This window comes from Faecalibacterium sp. i25-0019-C1 (genome assembly GCF_042854225.1).
Classification (GTDB): domain Bacteria; phylum Bacillota; class Clostridia; order Oscillospirales; family Ruminococcaceae; genus Faecalibacterium; species Faecalibacterium taiwanense.
In genome coordinates, this window is record NZ_AP031428.1 from 554,830 (window position 1) to 574,864 (window position 20,035).

Sequence of the window (20,035 nt, forward strand, 5' to 3'; positions counted from 1 at the left end):
AGGTTTATGAAATCCTACTTATTATAGCGTACAAAAACTTAAAAAGCCATAGAAAATGTTTTTATTGCAAAAGTGTGCTGAAAACCGCCGGGCAAAATGCCGAAAACGGTTGAAACCAGGGTGGGGGTATGCTACAATAATTTTAAATATTGCACAAAAGGGGAAACAGGAATGCTGATAAGTTTGGTCGTTCCGTGCTACAATGAGGAAGAATCACTTCCCATTTTTTATAAAGAGGCCAGTAAGATCGCACAGCAGATGGGAATATCCCACGGAGCAGATTTTGAGTTCATCTTTGTGGATGACGGCTCAAAAGACCGCACACTGCAGATCGCGCGGGAATTGCACCGGAAAGATGCCCGTGTGCGGTACATCTCCTTCAGCCGGAACTTTGGCAAGGAAGCAGGCATTTATGCCGGATTAAAAGCGGCAAAGGGCGATTATGTAGCAACGATGGATGCGGATCTGCAGGACCCGCCGTCACTGCTGCCGGAAATGCTGGAGCTGCTGCTCTCCGGCGAATATGACTGCGCGGCCACCCGCCGCACGACACGCGAGGGTGAACCGCCCGTTCGCAGCTGGTTTGCCAAAAAGTTTTATCAGATCATCAATAAGCTCTCGGATACAGAGATCGTGGATGGAGCAAGAGACTTCCGCCTGATGAGCCGCAAAATGACTGATGCCGTGCTGAGCATGACGGAATATAACCGCTTCAGCAAGGGCATTTTCAGCTGGGTCGGCTTTAAAACAAAGTGGATCGACTACAAAAACGTAGAGCGTGTGGCGGGCACAACAAAGTGGAACTTCTGGGGTCTGCTCAAATATTCGATCGAAGGCATTGTGGGCTTTTCCACAGCTCCACTGCTGATGGCGGCGGGCCTTGGCCTTGCCTTTTGCGTATTGGCGTTTGTAGGCATCATAATCGTGGTGGTGCGTGCACTGATGTTCGGCGACCCTACTTCCGGCTGGCCGAGCCTTGTCTGCATTATCCTTTTGTGCAGTGGTGTGCAGCTGCTGTGTACGGGAATTGCGGGCGAGTACCTTGCCAAAACATATCTTGAAACAAAGCACAGACCGATCTATATTGCTGCTGAGACCGAAGAAGATCTGGACGCGGAATAAGGCGTTTCAGGAAAAATGTATTTTTAACGGGGTGCCAGAAGAAGCTGATCTGGCACCCCGCTTTTTTTGAGCAGGGAAAAATGGATACATACAGATAGGCGTTGTACCCAAAGCCATTTCCTGCTATACTAAAAACTGACTAGAAACTGGAAGAATGGTGAGCAGATGGCAAAAAGACAAGACGGCGGCATCCGGCTGCGCCCGGTGGGCACCCGCAAGCATCGGCAGAACGCTCCGGCCTACAGCCCGGCGGGCACCGGCTGCCCGGCCTTTGAGCAGGCAGTGGAAAATTTATATAAAGGCCAGAACGAAGAAAGCTTCTGGACGCTGATGGGCGCTTTGAACTATGCACTGGAAATGGAGACCCATGTTCTGGTGCCGCTGCGCACGGCACTGACGGTGCACAACACGCCTGCACCGTGGACGGAGCATCCGGTGCCCACGGCAAAGGCTAAGGACCTGCAGTTGTGGACCCTGCGCAACGAGAAGGGCCGCACATGGCTGCCTATGTTCACCTCTGCAGCTGCGGCCTGCGCCGACCGCAGCACTTCTGCCCGGCCAATGGCAGATTACACCCTGCAGGATGCCATGGAGCTGGCCCTTTCCACTGAGGGGATCGACGGCGTGGTGCTGGACCCGTGGAGCCACTCGGCTACGCTGGACGGCGCTCTGCTCAACGGTTTGCTGCACGCAGGCCATACGCCGGAAGACCCCGGTGATGAGAAAGCGGATGCCGGAAAGGAAGCCGCCCGCAAGGGCAACTGGGCGCAGGCTGTGGAATGCTTTGAAAAAGCAGCCGAGCTTGGCAGTGCCATGGGACTTGCCCTGCTGGCAGACTGTATTTATAGGGGCCGCGGCACCCGCACGAACCGTGCCAAGGCCCGCCGCATGTGGAAGGAAGCAGCAGACAGCGGCGAGATCTTATCCAACATTGCACTGGGCGATGACTACGCTGCCCGGGGCGACAATGGCCGGGCACTTTTGTATTACCGCCGTGCCCGCTCCAACGCAGCCCATATGCCGGATATCGAGTACACTCCGCAGGTGTGCCTGCGTGTGGCCCAGACCGAAACGCGCTACACCAGCCGCAAAAAGGCGCTGGCACTGGCCGCAGAAGCAAGGCAGGGCTTTGCCATCAAGGCCCGTGAGCACGAGCCGGACGCAGAGCAGTGGCTGGCCGAAGCCGACCAGCTCATCCGGGAACTGACCAGTGAACTGCCTGCCCGAGCCACAGCTTACGACATGGAATCTTTACAATTGGACTAAAAAATCGTCATATCGGGACGGTAAGATATACTCGGAAATGATTTGAAGAGCTGCGCCCAAGATGCACAGCACCGGAGAGGAAACAGACAGTATGAGCAAAGTAATCGGCATCGATCTCGGCACGACCAATTCCTGTGTGGCAGTGGTGGAGGGCGGCAAGCCCGTGGTCATCACCAATGCGGAGGGTGAGCGCACCACCCCCAGCGTTGTGGCCTTCACGAAGGACGGTGAACGTCTGGTGGGCGGTGCGGCCAAGCGCCAGATCGCCACAAATTCCGGGCGTACCATCTCCAGCATCAAGCGCCATATGGGCAGTGACTACCGGGTACACATCGACGGCAAAGACCTGACCCCGCAGGAGATCAGCGCCATGATCTTGGCCAAGATCCGCCGCGATGCCGAGAGCTATCTGGGCGAGCCGGTGACCGAAGCGGTCATCACGGTGCCCGCCTACTTCGACGACAGCCAGCGCAAGGCTACGCAGGATGCAGGCCGCATTGCAGGCCTGAACGTGCTGCGCATCATCAACGAGCCTACTGCTGCCGCTGTGGCCTATGGTTTGGATAACGAAGCATCGCAGAAGATCCTCGTCTACGACCTCGGCGGCGGCACCTTTGATGTGTCCATCATCGAGATCGAGGACGGGACCTTTACGGTGCTTGCCACCGGCGGCGACACCCATCTGGGCGGTGACGACTTCGATCAGCGCATCGTGGAATATGCCGTGGCCGAGTTCAAAAAATCGGATCGCATCGACCTCTCCCGCGACCCGGCAGCTATGGGCCGGCTGAAAGAGGAAGCCGAAAAGGCAAAGAAGGAGCTTTCTGCCGCGCCGTCGGCACAGCTGAACCTGCCGTTCATTGCAGTGGGCAAGGACGGCCCTCACCACTTGGATATCTCGCTTTCCCGCCCGCAGTTTGAGATGATGACCGGCGACCTGCTGGCCCGCACAGTGGCTCCTGTGCAGAATGCGCTGCGGGATGCAGGCATTTCCGCCAGCCAGCTGGGCAAGGTGCTGCTGGTGGGCGGCAGCACCCGGATGCCTGCGGTGGAGCGTCAGGTGAAGGAGCTGCTGGGCTGCGAACCCAGCCACAGCCTGAACCCGGACGAGTGTGTTGCCATGGGTGCGGCTGTGCAGGGCGGTCTGCTGCAGGGCGGCGGCAAGCTGGCCGGTGCCACCGGCGCAGCCGCGCAGGGCCTTGTGCTGATGGATGTGACCCCGCTGACCCTCTCCATTGAGACGCTGGGCGGCGTGGCCACCCCGCTGATCACCCGCAACAGCATGATCCCCACCCGCAAGAGCCAGATCTTCACCACCGCACGGCCCATGCAGACCAGCGTGGAGATCAACGTGCTGCAGGGCGAGCGCCACTTTGCCCGCGACAACAAGAGTCTGGGCAAATTCAAGCTCACCGGCATTCGGGCAAGCTTCTCCTCCAAACCGCAGATCGAAGTTACCTTCGATATCGACGTGAACGGCGTGGTGAAGGTGTCTGCCAAAGACCTTGGCACCGGCCGGGAGCAGAACATCACCATCACCGGCAGCACCAACCTTTCGGAAAATGAGATCCAGCGTGCCATGGCAGACGCTGCCGCCTACGAGGCCGAGGACAGCCGCCGCAAGGAGCGGCTGGATCTGCATAATCAGGCCGAGGTGCTGGCCTACAAGGTGGACGAGGCTCTTTCCAAATGCAAAAAGGAGCTGGACAAGGATGAGAAGAACCGCATCAAAACCGACCTCACCAACCTCCGCCGCTGCCTGCGCAAGGATAAGCCCGAAAAGATGAATGAAAACGAGGAAGCCAATCTCCGTCAGGCCAAGACCCAGCTGGAAGAAAGCGCAAATCATCTGATGGTGCTTTATACCAGTGAGCAGGAAACAGATGGTACGAATAATGCGCTGTAAAAGTTGCAACAAAACAGAATGATGAGAACTGTGCTCTGTGGAAAATAGAAACCACAGAGCACGTTTTTCTGCAGAAATAGTTGCAGGAGATAGGCTGACATTGTATAATACAACTGTATAGTTTTGGCTAAATTCGGGAATGATGCCTTGTTTGGGAGAAAGACATGGAAAAAACTGCGGAAAAGCTAAAGGTAAATGAGAGCCTGTTAAAAACAGTACTGTGCAGTGCTACTTTTTGGGGATTGTTGGCGCATGGTATGGTTCTGTTCAACAAATACTCATTCCATGATGATGTACGGTATTTCAATGAAGTGGGCGCTACTTACGAATCTGGACGGTGGATGCTGGGCATTCTTGGAAGTCTGAGTGCAAATTTGCTGGGTAGTAAAAACTACAGCCTGCCAGTGGTAAATGGTACGATTACGATTTTGTGCATTGCAGCAATCGTATATCTGCTGGCGGATAGTTTGAGGATCCAGTCAAAGCCTCTTGTTATTCTGCTGTGCGGAAGTATGGTGACATTTCCGTCAGTGACGGGAACATTCAGTTACATGTTTACTGCACCATACTATTATGCTGCATCCCTACTGGGAGTTGTTGGAGCATGGATTTTTCACCAGAAAAAGAATGTTGTCGCTCTATTACTCTGCACGGTTTTGATGGCTTGCTCTGTTGGTGTGTACCAGGCAAATATCCCGGTCTGCATCTGTACATTGCTGCTTTATATGATGGAAGATATCCGGCAGTCTGATATGAACTGGAAAACGTTTTGGAAAATGGCCCTGTGTAATGCAACTGTGTGCATTGGGTTTGTTACAGAATATTTTCTAGTCAATCAATATTTTCTGAATCAGTTTGGCGTTGTTTTGACGGATTACAAAGGTATCAATCATTTTGGAAGAACAAATCTGAGCAATTATATTTATCGGATACTGTGCGGTTACGGCTCATTCTTTTATCCAAGCACTGCTGTGGAAGACTTCAGCGCAAGATATGTCTATACTTTGTTGATCATTGTTACTGCGATCATTGCCATATTTGTGCTCCGGAAAATGTATATTCTTAAGACCCCAAAAGGATGTCAAACCCTATTGATTCTAATCGCATATCCTATTGCAGCATGCTTTGTATACCTGATGGTAGAGCCTTGGGATGTTCATGCCGTAATGACTTTTGGACAGGCGTTTGCCTTTGCTTTGGTTGTATGGTTTATTGATAAATATCCCGAAGATAGAACAAAAGTAGAAGGTGCCCTATGTAAAGCCGCTGTTGCCCTATTAGGAGTACTTGTGACTCTAAATATTCGTTACAGCAATATCCTCTACCTAAAAGCAGACGTGATGCAGACACAAATGATCAGTTATTACACAACTTTGATCACGCGAATTGAAAGTATCGAAGGTTATACTGAAGATGCGCAGGTTGTTTATATCGGGGAGTATGACAAGCACGATAAAAATCTTGTTGGAATCAGCGAATATTTCGATGATTTGGATCTGGCTACATATAAAGGAGAACCTATTTTCAATGATTACGCATGGAAGGAAGCCATGGAGTTTTGGTGTGGCTTTGCACCGGAATTAGGAGATGCCGCAGAGTTTGACGGTAATGCCGAGGTAGCATCTATGCCCTGCTATCCGGATCAGGGTTCGATCCGGTGCATCAACGGAAAAATTGTTGTCAAATTTGCAGATGAGCCGTAAGAACTACGAAAAAGCAGGGAAGTTAAATGAAAAAATTATCGTTAATTATTTCAGTTTATAACGAAGAAGCCGTTCTGGAAAAGTTTTATAAAGCTTTCTGCTCCATCGAACAGAATTTGGAATACGGGGGAGGGGGATATGAGCTGATTTTTGTAAATGATGGCAGTACCGATGCCAGTATGAATATTCTGGAAGTGATTGCGCAGCAGAACAAGAATGTCCGTGTAATCAGTTTTTCGCGAAATTTTGGCCACGAGGCTGCCATGATTGCAGGCATCGATCATGCTGCGGGGGACGTGATCATTTGCATGGATGCCGACCTGCAGCACCCTCTGGAATGCATCGCCCCCATCATGGCGAAATTTGAGGAAGGCTATGAGGTTATCAGCATGGTCCGAACCTCCAACAAATCGGCAGGTGCCATCAAAAACTTTACATCCAGAGCATTCTACCGGGTGATCAACGCCTTGTCTGATCAAGTAAAGCTGGAGGAAAATGCATCGGATTTCTTTGCCATCAGTAGCCGTGTGGCAGATGTTCTACGTACAAATTACCGTGAAAAAACTCGTTTTCTACGTGGATATGTACAAAGCGTTGGTTTCCGGAAAACAACGCTGGAATACACTGCTGCGGAAAGAGCTGGCGGTGCCAGCCACTATACGCTAAAAAAACTGATGAATTTTGCAATCAGCACCATAGTCGGTTTTTCTGATTTTCCACTGAAACTCGGCCTCTATGCCGGTGCTGTAAGTTTTCTTGCTGCTGTGCTTTTTGCTATAAGTGCACTGTGCGGCTTCCGCGAGTATAAGGTGATTCTTGCAGCATTCAATGTTTTATTTGCTGTTCTCTTTTTGCTGGTCGGAATTATGGGTGAATATTTTTCCGTTGCATTCGCAGAGCTGAAAAACCGTCCGATCTATATTGTGGAAAAGGAAATCAATTCCGGGCGCTGCGTATGATACAAACAATAAAGCAACTTTATTTTCGTTATAAGGAATTGATCAACTATGTGATCGTAGGTGGTCTGACTACGGTAGTGAGTCTGACAAGTTACTATTTTTTCACTACAGCCTTTCTGGATCCGCAAGACCCATTTCAACTGATGGCTGCCAATACGTTCTCATGGATCTGCGCAGTTTCTTTTGCTTATATCACAAACCGAAAGTTCGTTTTTGAAAGTAAAAGCACTGATAAATTGCGCGAAATGCTGAAATTTTTCAGTGCGAGGATTTCCACTCTCCTTATCGAAATGGCCTGCATGACATTGCTGGTAAATATTCTGCACTGGAATGACCGGATCTCTAAGTTTGCGGTACAGTTCATCGTCATGGCTCTGAATTACATTTTCAGCAAGCTGTTTGTGTTCCGCATCAAAGAATAATACAGAGTAAAAGGGGCTGCTGCACATGCAACAGCCCCTTTTACTCTGTGGAAAAAGTATTACAGCATCTTGGAAAGGAATGCTTTCAGTCTGGGATGCTTCGGATTCGTGAACAGTTCCTGCGGCGGCTCGTCCTCCTGGATCTTGCCGTCGTCGATGAAGATGACGCGGTTGGACACCTCGCGGGCGAAGCCCATTTCGTGGGTGACCACCAGCATGGTGATGCCGGTGTGGGCCAGCTCCTTCATCAGTTCCAGAACCTCGCCCACCATTTCGGGGTCGAGGGCGCTGGTGGGCTCGTCGAACAGGATCACGTCCGGATCCATGGCAAGGGCACGGGCAATGGCAATACGCTGCTGCTGGCCGCCGGAAAGGCTCTTGGGGTAGGCATCGGCCTTGTCGGCCAGGCCCACGCGGGCCAGAAGTTCGTCTGCCTTGGCGGAGATGGCTTCCTTATCCTTCAGTTTCAGCAGGGTGGGGGCCAGCTCCAGATTTTTCTTCACAGTCAAGTGCGGGAACAGGTTGAAGTGCTGGAACACCATGCCCATCTTCTGGCGCACAGCGTCGATGTGGGCTTCGTCCACCTCGGTGCCTTCAAATTTGATGCTGCCGGAGGAGGGAATCTCCAGCCGGTTCAGGCAGCGCAGAAAGGTGGATTTGCCGCAGCCGGAGGGGCCGATCAGGCAGACCACGTCGCCGCGGTAAATATCAATATCGATGCCCTTCAGCACGTCCAGAGTGGGGGTGGGCTGCTTTGCGCCCGGCTTCTTTTCGCCGCCGTAGGTCTTTGTCAGGCCGCGGACTTCCAGAATCTTATCGGTCACTTTGAGCCAGCCTCCTCTCAAACTTTGCCAGCAGACGGGTGAACAGCATGACCAGCACAAGGTAGATCAGTGCATCACCCAGCAGCGGGAACATGGGTTCGTAGGTGCGGTTCATGATGCCCTGCGCGGCGTACAGCAGCTCCTTGCCGCCGATGACCGTGATCAGGGAGGTATCCTTCAGCAGGACGATGAACTCGTTGCCCAGTGCGGGCAGCACCGCACGGATGGCCTGCGGGATGATGATGACCACCATGGTGGTCATGTAGTTCAGGCCAAGGCTACGTCCGGCCTCCATCTGGCCGGGGTCAACGGCCATCAGGCCGCCGCGGATGATCTCCGAAACATAGGCACCGGAGTTGATGCCCAGTGCCAGCGCACCCACCATGGTAAAGTTGCGGCTGTTGGCAAAGATGACCATGCTCATGATGAGCAGCTGCACCATCATGGGCGTGCCGCGGATGATGGTGGTGTAAATTTCGCAGATGATGTTGAAGAAGCCCAGCACCGGGTTCTTGTGGCCGGGGCGCTGCTGGTCGTGTGCCACACGCACCAGTGCCACCACGCTGCCCAGCACGATGCCCAGTGCCAGCGCAATGGCAGTGACCAGCAGGGTGGTGCTCACGCCGTTGATGTACTGCGTCCAGCGGTCTTTCAGGATGAAGGCCTGATAAAATTTGAAGAAAAACTCCTGCCCGAAGCTGAGCTTGGTGCCGCTGTTGAGCAGCTCTTTGAGCAGTTCGTATTGAGCAGCCATTCGCATCCTCACTTTCCTGTTTTGTTAGAATTTTGTAACCTTATTTTTCCAAAAAAGGGGAGGTGCCCCAGTTGGGGGCTGCCTCCCCGTGGTTCCATTATCAGCCAGCTGATTATTCAGCGGTGATGTACTTGTCCACGATGGACTGCAGGGTGCCGTCAGCCTTCAGCTCTTTCAGAGCGGCGTTGACGGCATCTTCCAGAGAAGAACCCTTTGCCATACCAATGGCGTAATCTTCCTCGGCGTAGCTGGTATCCAGGATCTTCAGGCCGGGGTTGGCAGCAATGAACTCCTGGGCGGGAGCGTTGTCGATGACAACTGCATCCACCTGACCATTGTTCAGAGCCTGCACAGCGGTCAGACCGTCGTCGTAAGCCACAACATTGTCGTCGCCGAAGTCATCGGAGCAGTAGATGTAGCCGGTGGTACCGCGCTGGGTGCCGATCTTCTTGCCGGCCAGATCGTCGGGAGAAGCAATGTCGGAGCCTTCGGGCACGATGATGGACTGGATGCCGGTAGCGTAGCTGTCGGAGAAGTCCATCACAGCCTTGCGCTCGTCGGTGACGGTAACGCCAGCCATGACGATATCGGCCTTACCCTGCTGCACGCTCAGCAGAGCAGCGTCAAAGTCCATATCATCGATCTGCAGCTCCAGACCCAGCTTGTCAGCAATGGCCTGAGCAGTCTCGATGTCGATGCCCTCGAACTCGCCTGCATCGGTGGTCATCTCATACGGAGGAAAGGCAGCGTTGGTAGCCATGGTCAGCTTGCCAGCCTCAACGGTGGTCAGCTCGCCAGCGGCAGCGCTGGTGGAAGCAGCTTCAGAAGAAGCAGCAGAGCTTGCCACGGAGGAAGCGGTGCTTGCGGAAGAACCACCGCAGGCGGTCAGAGCCAGAGCGGCAACGGACAGACCAGCAGCTGCCAGAAAGCTGCGACGAGAAATCTTTTTCATATTCAAACACTCCTCAAATGTACTGTATGTTTTTGCGGTACGCCGGAACGATGCGATTCATCGAACATCTGGCGAACGAATTTAGTATAGATTGTACAAATTGAAAAGTCAATACTTGTGCAAAAAATCTCATCAATTGAAACCGAATTGAAAACAATTATACAAAAAATGCGCTGAAGAAATGTATATATACGAATTATAGATATTTTGCGATCTCTTCTTTGCTCCGCTTTGGCACGCAGTAATCCCGGTTCTCGTCCAGATAATATTTTACGCCGGTCTCAGCCGTCAGCGGCACAATGTGAGCCTTGTGGGCCGGGTAGCCGAACGCCACCATGAATGCCAGCTTCTGCGGTTCTTCAATGCCCAGCAGTTCAGTGAGGGCAGGCTTGTTGATCGCGCCCATGATGCAGCTGCCCACGCCTTTGTCCCATGCGGCAAGGGTCATGTTGGCAAGGGCGATGCCGGTATCAGTGGCAAGGTCGCCGGGGATGGAAGTGTCCTGCACCACGGCCACATACAGGGTGGGCAGCTCGTCGGCTTTGGGCGTGCCCTGCTCCGGCGGCAGATAGGCAGCCCACTTGACCAGCGGCTGCACCTTTGCCACCGCCTCGGGCTTGTTCACCACCACCAGACGCACAGCCTGACGGTTGGCTCCGCAGGAGGACAGGCGGACGGCCTCGACGATATCATCCACCACATCCTGCGGAACAGCTTTCTGTGCAAAGCGGCGGTAGGTGCGGCGGCTGACAAGAGTATCCATAACAGACATAAAGAGCACCTCCTTTATATAAGTGTTGTCAAAAGTATAGCAGATGCGGCAGAGTCTTGCAACGCTCCGGCGCAAAAAAGCTTGCACGTTGGACAGTGATCTTGCCTTTTGCGACAGGCTGCGATTGCATCCGACAAATGATACATGGTAAAATATGGTAGAAGAAAGGAGGCGGCGCAATGGTATTGGCGGCAGGCATCGTGGGTTTTATTCTGGGGGTCAATTTGGGTTTTTTGTTTGCCGGGCTGATGCGGGCGGCAAAGGAGAAGGACGAGCAGACAGAAGATGAAAACAAGACATGTTGAGAATGAATGAAAATAACGGAGAACAAAAAGGGCCGCTGTACGGGATGCTGTGCAGCGGCCCTTTTTGCTGGGCTTGACGGAACTTACGATTTTCTCTTGGTCGCTCCTGCTTTTCTGCATCCGGCGGAAAAAGATGCCAAAAACCACTTGACAAACTGTTACGGGGGGGGGGGTATTATATAGGAAAAGCAGGCTCCACAAAAAAGTGATGGGGGCATGCAGAAAAGATTGTGAGGTTGATTCTTATGTCTAACATTTCTCGTCGTAAGTTCCTCAAGGGCGCAGGTGTTGCTGCTCTGGCTGTTGCTGCTGCCGGTGTTCTGGCTGGCTGCTCTGGCAACGCTGGCCCCGATGTCCCCGATGTCCCCGGTGTGACCACTCGTCCTGTGCTGGTTATCTTTATGAAGGATGAAGGCGATGGTAAGACCAACGTTGTGGGTGAGACTGCCAAGATTGATGTTCTGAAGACCGAGAACTCTGTGAAGGTTGCTGACATCGATAAGAAGCTGCTTCCCGAAGATTACCATCTGGAGAACGAGAACGCTGTTGTTGAAGTCCGCAAGGACGACAGCAAGGGTGAGTACATCATCGTCTTCGTGACTGATGTGACTGTGACTCCGACCAAGAAGACCATCGATGTCAAACTGCTGGAGCTGCCGAACAACTTCATTGAGGCTAAGGCTGAGGTTGCAGTCGATGCAACTGGCGTCAGCGCTGCTGATATTCAGCTGCCGGACGGCTACAAGCTGAGCACCGACTACGACACGGAGGAAGAGCTGTTGAAGGTTCGTCCCTTCGGGACTGTCTTCATTGTGACCAAGCTCTGATTTCCTGGCACGGAAGTTTTTTGAAAAAACTCAAATAGCACCAACAGGGTGGCGGCCAACAAGGTCTCCGCCCTATTGGTGTTGTTTTTTTGTTGAAATTTTACTTGACAAATAGTTACCGGGGAGGGTATTATATAGGAAAAGCAGGCTCCACAAAAAAGTGATGGGGGCATGCAAAAAGATTGTGAGGTTGATTCTTATGTCTAACATTTCTCGTCGTAAGTTCCTCAAGGGTGCAGGTGTGGCTGCTCTGGCTGTTGCTGCTGCCGGTGTGCTGACTGGCTGCTCCAATGGGGATGCTCCTGTGATTCCCGAAGTGACCAAGGAAGTTAAGGTCATCTTTATTTGCAACGGCGCAACTGCTGGCAAGGATGGTTCTGTTGTTGTTAAAAAGGACGCCAAGACTGTTCTGGTCTCCCAGATTAAGGCTGAGCAGATCCCGCAGGGCTATACTGTGGAGAGCACCGGTGAGCTGAAGATTCAGGAAATCGACGGCAAGGAGTGCGTGCTTGTCACCCTGAAGAAGATTGCTACCACTAAGCCTGTTACGGTTGCATTCTACGATACCGTCAACAAGGCTATGTTGAGCACCACCATGACGATTAACGTTGCATCGGATGCTGAGTTTGTTTACAAGACCGATCTGAAGGAATCTCTGCCCGGCTACGAGATTATCGACAACGGCAAGAACCAGATCAGCGAAAATAACCGCGTTGTGATGTCTGTTAAGCCTGTTGCAGCGGAAAAATGAGAAACGTTACTGTTACTTATCGTTATGAGGGCTCTAATAAGGTCATTACCAAGGCTACCGTTGACGTTCCCATGAGCAAGAAGGTTCTGACCAAGGCTGAGCTGCCGGGTGCAACCGTTGAGAGCAGCGGTTATCTGTTTGATGTTGTTCCTACTACGAATGGCCCGTTCGGCATCAATGATCTGGGCGGTGGCAAGGGCGAAGTTGCTGTTACTGCAACGATCAAGATGCACAAATAATTTGAGCTGGCTTTTACAGCTCAAAAACTAAGTTCACAAAAAAGGCGGCAGTCATATTGAACTGCCGCCTTTTTACACTTATAGTCAGTTTCGCCGCTTTTTTGGAATGGGCACGCTGAGCACCAGCGTGATGCCGATGGCCAGCGTAACGGCTACCTTAAAGGTGCTGATGCCGTTGGAGAGGGCCAGCGCATTGTTGCCCTGTATAAAATAGTAGGCGGTGTAGTAGATGCCCGCACCGGGCACCAGCGGGAAGATGCCGGACAGCAGGAACACCGTTACCGGCATTTTAAGCACAATGGCAAACACGCGGGTGAGCAGGGTGAGGGGGATCACCGCCAGCAGGGAGGCTGCGGCACTGTCTGCCCCCAGCATCACGGCCAGCTCGTAGACAAACCAGCCCACGGCACCCACCAGCCCGCAGAAGGGCAGGCTTTTGCGCGGACAGCCGAACAGAACGGCAAAACTCAGGGTGCCTGCGCCGGCGATAAAGAACTGCGCGGCCAGCTCCCCAATTTGTGTACTGGTCAACATCATGCCACGACCACCCCCGTAAAGAATGTATAAAGGCTCAGCACAAGGCCGGTGCCAATGGCAATGCTGGCTGCAATGAGCAGCGCATCGATCATGCGGATGGTGCCGGAGAGGTAATCTCCGTGCACAAAGTCGCGGATGCCCATGGTAAAGGCGATGCCGGGGGTCAGGATCATCAGCGAGCCGATAATAGAGTGACTGGCCGGTGTGCCCAGCACTCGGCAGGCCAGAATGCACACCAGCGTGATAAGCGCAGCACAGCTGATCTTGCAAAAGCCGCCGGGCAGCTCGTGCTGCTCACACAGCAGCAAATAGCCGCTGGCAAGAAAGCCTGCCAGTGCCGCCGCCAGTGCACTGCGCAGTGTGCCGCCGAAGATCAGCGCAAAGCAGAATGCACCGCACATGCCGGAGACCAGCTGCACCCAGTCCTTGGGGAAGGGGATGCGCCGTGCCAGCACAAGGCGGCTCTCGGCCTCGTCCAGAGTCATATTGCCCTCGGCGATCTCGCGGGAGAGGGCGTTCACCGCCGCCACCCGGCTCAGATGGGTGGTACGGCTGGGCACGTTGCGCACCTCGCTGATCTCGGCGGTGCCCGCACTGGCAAAGATGCCGTTGGTCAGCACATAAACGTGGAACTCCCGCAGATGGAACGACCGGGCCATGATCTCCATGGTCTGCTCCACCCGGAACACCTCGGCACCGTTTTCCAGCAGTGTCTGCCCCGCCGCCATGATAAAATCCATGATGCGGCGGCGCAGTTCTTCATCCGGGAAAACCTCGCGGCTGTTCATTGCCGCACCTCCTTTATAAATAATGCTGTCTTATTCTACCATGTCCGCGGCTGGCGCACAAGATAAAAAAACGCAATTTCCTACTAAAAAACTTCGTTGTAGGTGTTGACAAATCCGCTCGATTGGATTATTATAAATGCAATATCACAAAAATGGCTGTGAAGAGAAGAGTAGGCCTTCGCATTGATCCTTACCAGAAAGCCCGGGCGATGGAAAAGGGCAGGAAACAGGAAGCTGAAAATGGTCTCGGAGCTGTGCAGGCGAGGTGCATGAGCGCTAAGTTTGCAACGGGATGCGCCCGTTACAGCGTCCGGCTGTAAGCAGCAAGGCTGCCGCAGCATTGAGGCTGTGCCCGCAAGGGTGCGGTAAACCAAGGTGGTACCACGGAAGTATGTTATGCTCCCGTCCTTGTCTGAGCGTTGGCTCAAGGTCAAGGACGGGAGCTTTTTTCATGCATCCGTCAAAGGCCCTTAGCACGGAACTGTGCCGTGCGGGCCGCTGTACATTTTATTAAGCAATAGAGAGGGAACAAAACTATGATTACTCGTCGTGATTTTCTGAAGGTTTCTGGCGTCGCAGCTGCTGCAGCTGCCCTGACCGCATGCGGCGGCTCTTCTTCCACCGCATCTTCCGCTGCTTCCGGCACTGCTTCTTCCGCAGCTTCTTCTGCTGTGGCTAAGCTGGACAAGGTGAAGGTGGCTGTGCCCAACGACACCACCAACGAGGCACGCGCCCTGACCCTGCTGGAGAAGAACGGCTTCTTTAAGCTGAAGGCTGATGCAGGCCTGACCGCAACCGCAAAGGACATCGAGGAGAACCCCCTGAATGTTTCCGTCGATGAGGTCGAGGCTGCTCAGGTGCCCAACGTCCTGCAGGACGAGGACTACGCCGTCATCAACTCCAACTACGCCATCTCCGCTGGTCTGGACCCCATGACCGATGCTCTGGCAATGGAGGACGGCACCTCTGCTTACGTCAACATTCTGGTCTGCAAGGACGGCAATCAGGAAGAGCCGAAGATCAAGGCTCTGGCCGCTGCTCTGCAGAGCCAGAAGGTGAAGGACTTCATGGATGAAAACTACAAGGGCGCTGTGGTGTCCGTTGTGGAGAACCCCACCGACGGCTATGACTCCTCCATCGACTACGATGCACTGAACGGCGAGACCGTCAGCTGCGCTGCTACTCCGGCTCCTCACTGCGAGGTTCTGGAGATCTGCAAGGACATCCTGGCCGAAAAGGGCATCACGCTGGATATTCAGGAGTACGACGACTACATCATTCCCAACAACATCGTTGAGGACGGCCAGTGCGATACCAACTATTTCCAGCATCAGCCGTATCTGGACGACTTCAATGCAGAGCACGGCACCCATCTGGTGACGGTTGCCGGCATCCACGTGGAGCCTATGGGCATCTACGGCGGCAAGCAGGACAGTCTGGCACCGATCGAGGGTTAAGCAAACTCCCCCAGTCACCTTGCGGTGACAGCCCCCTCGGGGAGGGGGTCTTTGCCTGACCGTTCTGTTTCAGGCTCCCTCCATGAGGGAGCTGGCAAACCCGCAAGGGTTTGACTGAAGGAGTTTATTCAACAGCAAGGAGCAATTTCTGTGATCGAGATCAAACATCTTTCCAAGACCTTCCAGATGAAGGACGGCGCGGTGAATGCGCTGAAGGACATCAACCTCACCATCCCGGATGGTTCCATTTATGGCATCATCGGCATGTCCGGTGCGGGCAAATCCACGCTGGTGCGCTGCATCAACCTGCTGGAACGCCCCACCGAGGGCAGCGTTGTGATCGACGGTACCGCTATGGAAACTTTAAACGCAGCCCAGCTGCGTGAGCGCCGCCGCGATATCACCATGATCTTCCAGCAGTTCAATCTGCTGATGCAGCGCAGCTGCCTGAAGAACATCTGCTTCCCCATGGAGCTGGCCGGTGTGAAAAAGGCGGATGCCGAAAAGCGTGCCAGAGAGCTGCTGGAAGTGGTGGGCCTGCCCGATAAGGCCAACGCCTACCCGGCACAGCTGTCCGGCGGCCAGAAGCAGCGCATTGCCATTGCCCGCGCACTGGCAACGGACCCCAAAGTTCTGCTCTGCGATGAAGCCACCAGCGCACTGGACCCCAACACCACCCATGCTATCCTGACCCTGATCAAGGACATCAACAAGAAGCTGGGCATCACGGTTGTGGTCATCACCCATCAGATGAGCGTTGTGGAAGAGATCTGCGATCACGTTGCCATTCTGGACGGCGGCGTTGTGGTGGAGGAAGGCTCCGTGCAGGAGATCTTCTCGAACCCCAAAACGCCCGCAGCAAAGCGTCTGGTGGCACCTAACGGCGGCAGCGCCGCACGGGATTTGTCCAGCTTTGCACCGGACGACCATGTGGTGCGCGTCACCTTCAACGGTTCGTCCACGGCAAAGCCGCTGGTGGCAAGCCTTGCTGCAGAAAAAGGCATTCTGGTGTCGGTACTCAGTGCCGACACCCGTGATCTGAGCGGCCAGTGCTACGGCTCCATGTTGCTCAAGCTGCCCACTGATGTGGAGCAGGCAAAGCAGGCTGCGGCCTATATGCGCGCCCAGCCCGGCATTACGGTAGAGGAGGTGACCGGCGAATGAGTATTGCAGATTACGGTTTTGCCATCTGGGAGACCTTTTACGTGACGGTCCTTTCCACCGCGTTTGCGCTGGTGCTGGGCCTGCCGCTGGGTGTGCTGCTGGTGGCCGGTGATAAGGACGGCATTCTGCCGCTGCCCGGCTGGCTGATGCACATTCTCAACATCGTTATCAACATCCTGCGCAGTGTTCCGTTCCTGATCCTGATGATCTGTGTATTCCCGCTTACCCGTGCCATCGTGGGCACCACGGTGGGTACCAAAGCCACCATCGTTCCGCTGGTGGTGGCAGCCTTCCCGTTCGTGGCGCGTCTGGTGGAGACCAGCCTGCGCGAGCTGGACGAGGGCGTGGTGGAAGCGGCCCAGAGCATGGGCGCAACGCCGTTCCAGATCATTACCAAGGTGATGATCCCGGAATGCCTGCCCGGCCTGATCTCCAGCATGACCACCGCACTGACCACCATTCTGGGCTACTCGGCCATGTCCGGTGTCATTGGCGGCGGCGGTCTGGGCAAGATCGCTTTGTCCTATGGCTATTACCGCTACCAGACCGATATCATGATCGTGTGTGTCATTTTGCTGGTGCTGATGGTTCAGGTGTTCCAGACTTTGGGCACTGCTTGGGCCACCAGAAGCGATAAGCGGCTGCGGAAGTAACTCCTTCAGTCGCACTTCGTGCGCCAGCTCCCCCGGAGAGGGAGCCTCTGGCGAAGAGGAAAACTTTCCGGTATTGCCAAAGCCGAAAGGCTTTGACGGAAGGAGCCCTCTCCTCATTTTGCCCCCGAACGGGAACTAAAATTTAACGTTTCAATTCCCCGCCGGAGGCTGCAGCACTCCTGCGGGGAATTGTGCTATATGGACAAACCCAGTAAAGGAGTATGTAGTATGAATCGCGATACCATCTGCGTGCAGGGCGGTTACACCCCCGGCAACGGCGAACCCCGCCAGATCCCCATTATCCAGTCCACCACCTTCAAGTATGCCACCAGCGAGGACATGGGCAAACTGTTCGATCTGGAAGCTGACGGCTACTTCTATTCCCGTCTGCAGAACCCCACCTGCGACCTTGTGGCTAAGAAGATCTGCGAGCTGGAAGGCGGCACGGCTGCAATGCTGACCAGCAGCGGTCAGGCTGCAAACTTCTTTGCCCTGTTCAATCTCTGCGAAGCAGGCGACCACATCGTGGCATCCAGTACCATCTACGGCGGCACCTTCAACCTGATCTCCGTCACCATGAAGAAAATGGGCATTGAAGCCACCTTTGTTGATCCGCTGTGCACCGAGGAAGAATTGAACGCCGCATTCCGGCCCAACACCAAGGTGGTGTTCGGCGAGACCATCGCAAACCCGGCCCTGACCGTGCTGGACATTGAGAAGTTTGCCAAGGCTGCTCACGCCCACGGTGTGCCGCTGATCGTGGACAACACCTTTCCCACGCCGGTCAACTGCCGCCCCTTTGAGTGGGGCGCGGATATCGTGACCCACTCCACCACCAAGTACATGGACGGTCATGGCGCGGTGCTGGGCGGTGCCATCGTGGACGGCGGCAAGTTCGACTGGATGGCCCATGCCGAGAAGTTCCCCGGCCTGTGCACCCCGGACGACAGCTACCACGGCATCACCTACGCCGAGCGTTTCGGCAAAGAGGGTGCCTTTATCACCAAGGCTACCGCGCAGCTGATGCGTGACTTTGGCTCCATGCAGTCGCCCATGAACGCCTACATGCTGAACCTCGGTCTGGAAAGCCTGCATGTGCGGATGCAGCGCCACTGCGCCAACGGCATGGCCGTGGCAGAGTTCCTTGAAAGCCATCCCAAGGTGGCCTACGTGAACTACTGCGGCTTGGAGTCCAGCCCGTACCATGCACTGGCTGAAAAATACTTGCCGAACGGCAGCTGCGGCGTGGTCAGCTTTGGTCTGGCCGGCGGCCGTGAGGCTGCAAGCATCTTTATGAAGAACCTGAAGCTGGCAGCCATCGAGACCCATGTGGCCGATGCCCGCACCTGTTGCCTGAACCCTGCATCCAGCACACACCGTCAGATGAACGATGAGCAGCTGAAAGCCGCCGGTGTGCCCGCAGAGCTTGTGCGCATGAGCTGCGGTCTGGAAAGCAGCGAAGACCTCATCGCAGATATTGCACAGGCGCTGGATAAGATCTAAAAGGTGAGTTCAGCAGCATCTAATCGGTTCCGGCCCTTCTCGTAAAAACGCGTTTGTCGCGCTCCGCAGGGCGCGACAAACGCAAAATATAAAAATAAATTCCGCTGAAGATAGCCAGAGCGTCAGCGGAGGCTATTCTAAATCGTTAGGAGTACGAACTATGCCGCTGATCATCCCCAAGACCCTGCCTGCTTACGATGCCCTCTACAACGAAAATATCTTCGTCATGCATCGTGAGCGCGCCCTTGCCCAGCACATCCGCCCGCTGGAGATCCTGATCCTGAACCTGATGCCCACCAAGATCACCACCGAGACCCAGATCGCCCGTCTGTTGGCAAATACCCCGCTGCAGGTGCACATGACCCTGCTGCAGACGGCCAGCCATGCGGCGACCCACGTTTCGGCAGCACACCTCGAATCGTTCTATAAGAACTTCAACGAGGTGAAGAACAACCGCTACGACGGCATGATCATCACCGGCGCACCGGTGGAGACCATGGACTTTGAGCAGGTGGATTACTGGCCGGAGCTGTGCGAGATCATGGACTTCAGCGAGACGAATGTCTACTCCACCCTGCATGTGTGCTGGGGCGCGCAGGCGGGCCTGTATTACCACTACGGCGTGCACAAGCAGCTGCTGCCGGAAAAGATGTTCGGCGTGTTCGAGCACCGGGTCGTCCGCCCGTCGAACCCGCTGGTGCGCGGTTTTGACGAGGTGTTCTATGCGCCCCACAGCCGTCACACCGGCATCAGCCGCGAGGATGTGGACAACTGTAAGGCTTTGCGCATCCTTGCCGAGAGCGATGCGGCCGGGCCTTTCCTCATGAGCACCGAGAACGGACGGCAGATCTTTGTCACCGGCCACCCGGAGTACGACAAATACACGCTGGATTCAGAGTACCGCCGCGATGTGGACAAGGGCCTGCCCATCCATGTGCCGGTGAATTACTACCCGGACGATGATCCCACAAAGCCGCCGCTGTTCCGCTGGCGTGCCCACGCCCACCTGCTGTATGAGAACTGGCTGAACTACTACGTCTACCAGAACACCCCCTACGATCTGGGCGAGATCCAGCGCGTAAAGCACGAATAAATGCACAAAAACCGGTATTGCGTCAAAATTGCGCGATA

At 54.4% G+C, this 20,035-nt stretch carries 21 protein-coding genes; 15 read left to right on the forward strand and 6 right to left on the reverse strand.

What is annotated here, in order from left to right:
- Nucleotides 1-171 precede the first annotated feature (171 nt).
- From ACGHUK_RS02615 to ACGHUK_RS02640, 6 genes are all read left to right on the forward strand, one after another.
- Nucleotides 172-1,122, forward strand: a complete 951-nt coding sequence (locus tag ACGHUK_RS02615) for a glycosyltransferase family 2 protein (protein ID WP_390574875.1) — start codon at nucleotides 172-174, stop codon at nucleotides 1,120-1,122.
- Nucleotides 1,123-1,287: 165 nt separating this feature from the next.
- The gene (locus ACGHUK_RS02620; protein WP_390574877.1) at nucleotides 1,288-2,388 is read left to right on the forward strand and encodes an SseB family protein; all 1,101 of its coding nucleotides are present in this window, start codon (nucleotides 1,288-1,290) and stop codon (nucleotides 2,386-2,388) included.
- A 91-nt stretch (nucleotides 2,389-2,479) separates the two neighbouring features.
- On the forward strand, nucleotides 2,480-4,294 hold the full coding sequence (gene dnaK / locus ACGHUK_RS02625; RefSeq protein ID WP_390574880.1) for a molecular chaperone DnaK: 1,815 nt from the start codon (nucleotides 2,480-2,482) through the stop codon (nucleotides 4,292-4,294).
- A 164-nt stretch (nucleotides 4,295-4,458) separates the two neighbouring features.
- Nucleotides 4,459-5,997 (forward strand): glucosyltransferase domain-containing protein, encoded by a 1,539-nt coding sequence (locus ACGHUK_RS02630; protein ID WP_390574883.1) that lies wholly within the window; start codon nucleotides 4,459-4,461, stop codon nucleotides 5,995-5,997.
- Nucleotides 5,998-6,023: 26 nt separating this feature from the next.
- Nucleotides 6,024-6,956 (forward strand): glycosyltransferase family 2 protein, encoded by a 933-nt coding sequence (locus ACGHUK_RS02635; RefSeq protein WP_337679553.1) that lies wholly within the window; start codon nucleotides 6,024-6,026, stop codon nucleotides 6,954-6,956.
- 50 nt (nucleotides 6,957-7,006) lie between these two features.
- Nucleotides 7,007-7,378 carry a GtrA family protein gene (locus ACGHUK_RS02640; protein ID WP_337679552.1) on the forward strand — a complete coding sequence of 124 codons (372 nt, stop codon included), beginning with the start codon at nucleotides 7,007-7,009 and terminating at the stop codon, nucleotides 7,376-7,378.
- A gap of 59 nt (nucleotides 7,379-7,437) precedes the next feature.
- Here ACGHUK_RS02640 and ACGHUK_RS02645 read toward each other — a convergent pair whose 3' ends face one another.
- From ACGHUK_RS02645 to ACGHUK_RS02660, 4 genes are all read right to left on the reverse strand, one after another.
- Entirely contained in the window at nucleotides 7,438-8,202 is a 765-nt protein-coding gene (locus tag ACGHUK_RS02645; protein WP_097773991.1) for an amino acid ABC transporter ATP-binding protein, read from the reverse strand.
- Nucleotides 8,192-8,956, reverse strand: coding sequence for an amino acid ABC transporter permease (locus tag ACGHUK_RS02650; protein WP_223388126.1), 765 nt, complete (start codon nucleotides 8,954-8,956; stop codon nucleotides 8,192-8,194). The genes ACGHUK_RS02645 and ACGHUK_RS02650 overlap by 11 nt, the downstream gene beginning before the upstream one ends.
- Before the next feature lie 112 nt (nucleotides 8,957-9,068).
- The gene (locus ACGHUK_RS02655) at nucleotides 9,069-9,908 is read right to left on the reverse strand and encodes an amino acid ABC transporter substrate-binding protein (RefSeq protein ID WP_338427577.1); all 840 of its coding nucleotides are present in this window, start codon (nucleotides 9,906-9,908) and stop codon (nucleotides 9,069-9,071) included.
- A gap of 196 nt (nucleotides 9,909-10,104) precedes the next feature.
- Nucleotides 10,105-10,680: a nitroreductase family protein gene (locus ACGHUK_RS02660; RefSeq protein ID WP_044954313.1), complete on the reverse strand. Its 576-nt coding sequence runs from the start codon at nucleotides 10,678-10,680 to the stop codon at nucleotides 10,105-10,107.
- A gap of 179 nt (nucleotides 10,681-10,859) precedes the next feature.
- Between ACGHUK_RS02660 and ACGHUK_RS02665 the strand changes: the two genes are divergently transcribed.
- The 4 genes from ACGHUK_RS02665 to ACGHUK_RS02680 all read left to right on the forward strand — a co-directional run bounded on the left by ACGHUK_RS02665 (nucleotide 10,860) and on the right by ACGHUK_RS02680 (nucleotide 12,802).
- Nucleotides 10,860-10,985: a hypothetical protein gene (locus ACGHUK_RS02665; RefSeq protein WP_005946513.1), complete on the forward strand. Its 126-nt coding sequence runs from the start codon at nucleotides 10,860-10,862 to the stop codon at nucleotides 10,983-10,985.
- A 245-nt stretch (nucleotides 10,986-11,230) separates the two neighbouring features.
- The gene (locus ACGHUK_RS02670) at nucleotides 11,231-11,812 is read left to right on the forward strand and encodes a twin-arginine translocation signal domain-containing protein (RefSeq protein ID WP_390574888.1); all 582 of its coding nucleotides are present in this window, start codon (nucleotides 11,231-11,233) and stop codon (nucleotides 11,810-11,812) included.
- A 199-nt stretch (nucleotides 11,813-12,011) separates the two neighbouring features.
- Complete coding sequence (locus ACGHUK_RS02675) at nucleotides 12,012-12,563, forward strand: twin-arginine translocation signal domain-containing protein (RefSeq protein ID WP_390574891.1); 552 nt, start codon at nucleotides 12,012-12,014, stop codon at nucleotides 12,561-12,563.
- Nucleotides 12,560-12,802 (forward strand): hypothetical protein, encoded by a 243-nt coding sequence (locus ACGHUK_RS02680; RefSeq protein WP_390574893.1) that lies wholly within the window; start codon nucleotides 12,560-12,562, stop codon nucleotides 12,800-12,802. The genes ACGHUK_RS02675 and ACGHUK_RS02680 overlap by 4 nt, the downstream gene beginning before the upstream one ends.
- 84 nt (nucleotides 12,803-12,886) lie before the next feature.
- Here the strand turns inward: ACGHUK_RS02680 and ACGHUK_RS02685 are convergent, their stop codons facing one another.
- Nucleotides 12,887-13,339, reverse strand: a complete 453-nt coding sequence (locus ACGHUK_RS02685) for a threonine/serine exporter family protein (RefSeq protein ID WP_390574895.1) — start codon at nucleotides 13,337-13,339, stop codon at nucleotides 12,887-12,889.
- Nucleotides 13,336-14,127 carry a threonine/serine exporter ThrE family protein gene (locus tag ACGHUK_RS02690; RefSeq protein WP_390574897.1) on the reverse strand — a complete coding sequence of 264 codons (792 nt, stop codon included), beginning with the start codon at nucleotides 14,125-14,127 and terminating at the stop codon, nucleotides 13,336-13,338. The genes ACGHUK_RS02685 and ACGHUK_RS02690 overlap by 4 nt, the downstream gene beginning before the upstream one ends.
- 536 nt (nucleotides 14,128-14,663) lie before the next feature.
- Here ACGHUK_RS02690 and ACGHUK_RS02695 point away from each other — a divergent pair.
- The 5 genes from ACGHUK_RS02695 (at nucleotide 14,664) to metA (ending at nucleotide 19,997) form a co-directional block, all read left to right on the forward strand.
- The gene (locus ACGHUK_RS02695) at nucleotides 14,664-15,584 is read left to right on the forward strand and encodes a MetQ/NlpA family ABC transporter substrate-binding protein (protein WP_390574900.1); all 921 of its coding nucleotides are present in this window, start codon (nucleotides 14,664-14,666) and stop codon (nucleotides 15,582-15,584) included.
- 150 nt (nucleotides 15,585-15,734) lie between these two features.
- Nucleotides 15,735-16,748 (forward strand): ATP-binding cassette domain-containing protein, encoded by a 1,014-nt coding sequence (locus ACGHUK_RS02700; RefSeq protein ID WP_337679536.1) that lies wholly within the window; start codon nucleotides 15,735-15,737, stop codon nucleotides 16,746-16,748.
- Nucleotides 16,745-17,401, forward strand: a complete 657-nt coding sequence (locus ACGHUK_RS02705; RefSeq protein WP_097773982.1) for a methionine ABC transporter permease — start codon at nucleotides 16,745-16,747, stop codon at nucleotides 17,399-17,401. The genes ACGHUK_RS02700 and ACGHUK_RS02705 overlap by 4 nt, the downstream gene beginning before the upstream one ends.
- A gap of 228 nt (nucleotides 17,402-17,629) precedes the next feature.
- Entirely contained in the window at nucleotides 17,630-18,904 is a 1,275-nt protein-coding gene (locus ACGHUK_RS02710) for an O-acetylhomoserine aminocarboxypropyltransferase/cysteine synthase family protein (protein ID WP_097780906.1), read from the forward strand.
- Nucleotides 18,905-19,064: 160 nt separating this feature from the next.
- Complete coding sequence (metA, locus tag ACGHUK_RS02715) at nucleotides 19,065-19,997, forward strand: homoserine O-succinyltransferase (protein WP_390574904.1); 933 nt, start codon at nucleotides 19,065-19,067, stop codon at nucleotides 19,995-19,997.
- Nucleotides 19,998-20,035 lie beyond the last annotated feature (38 nt).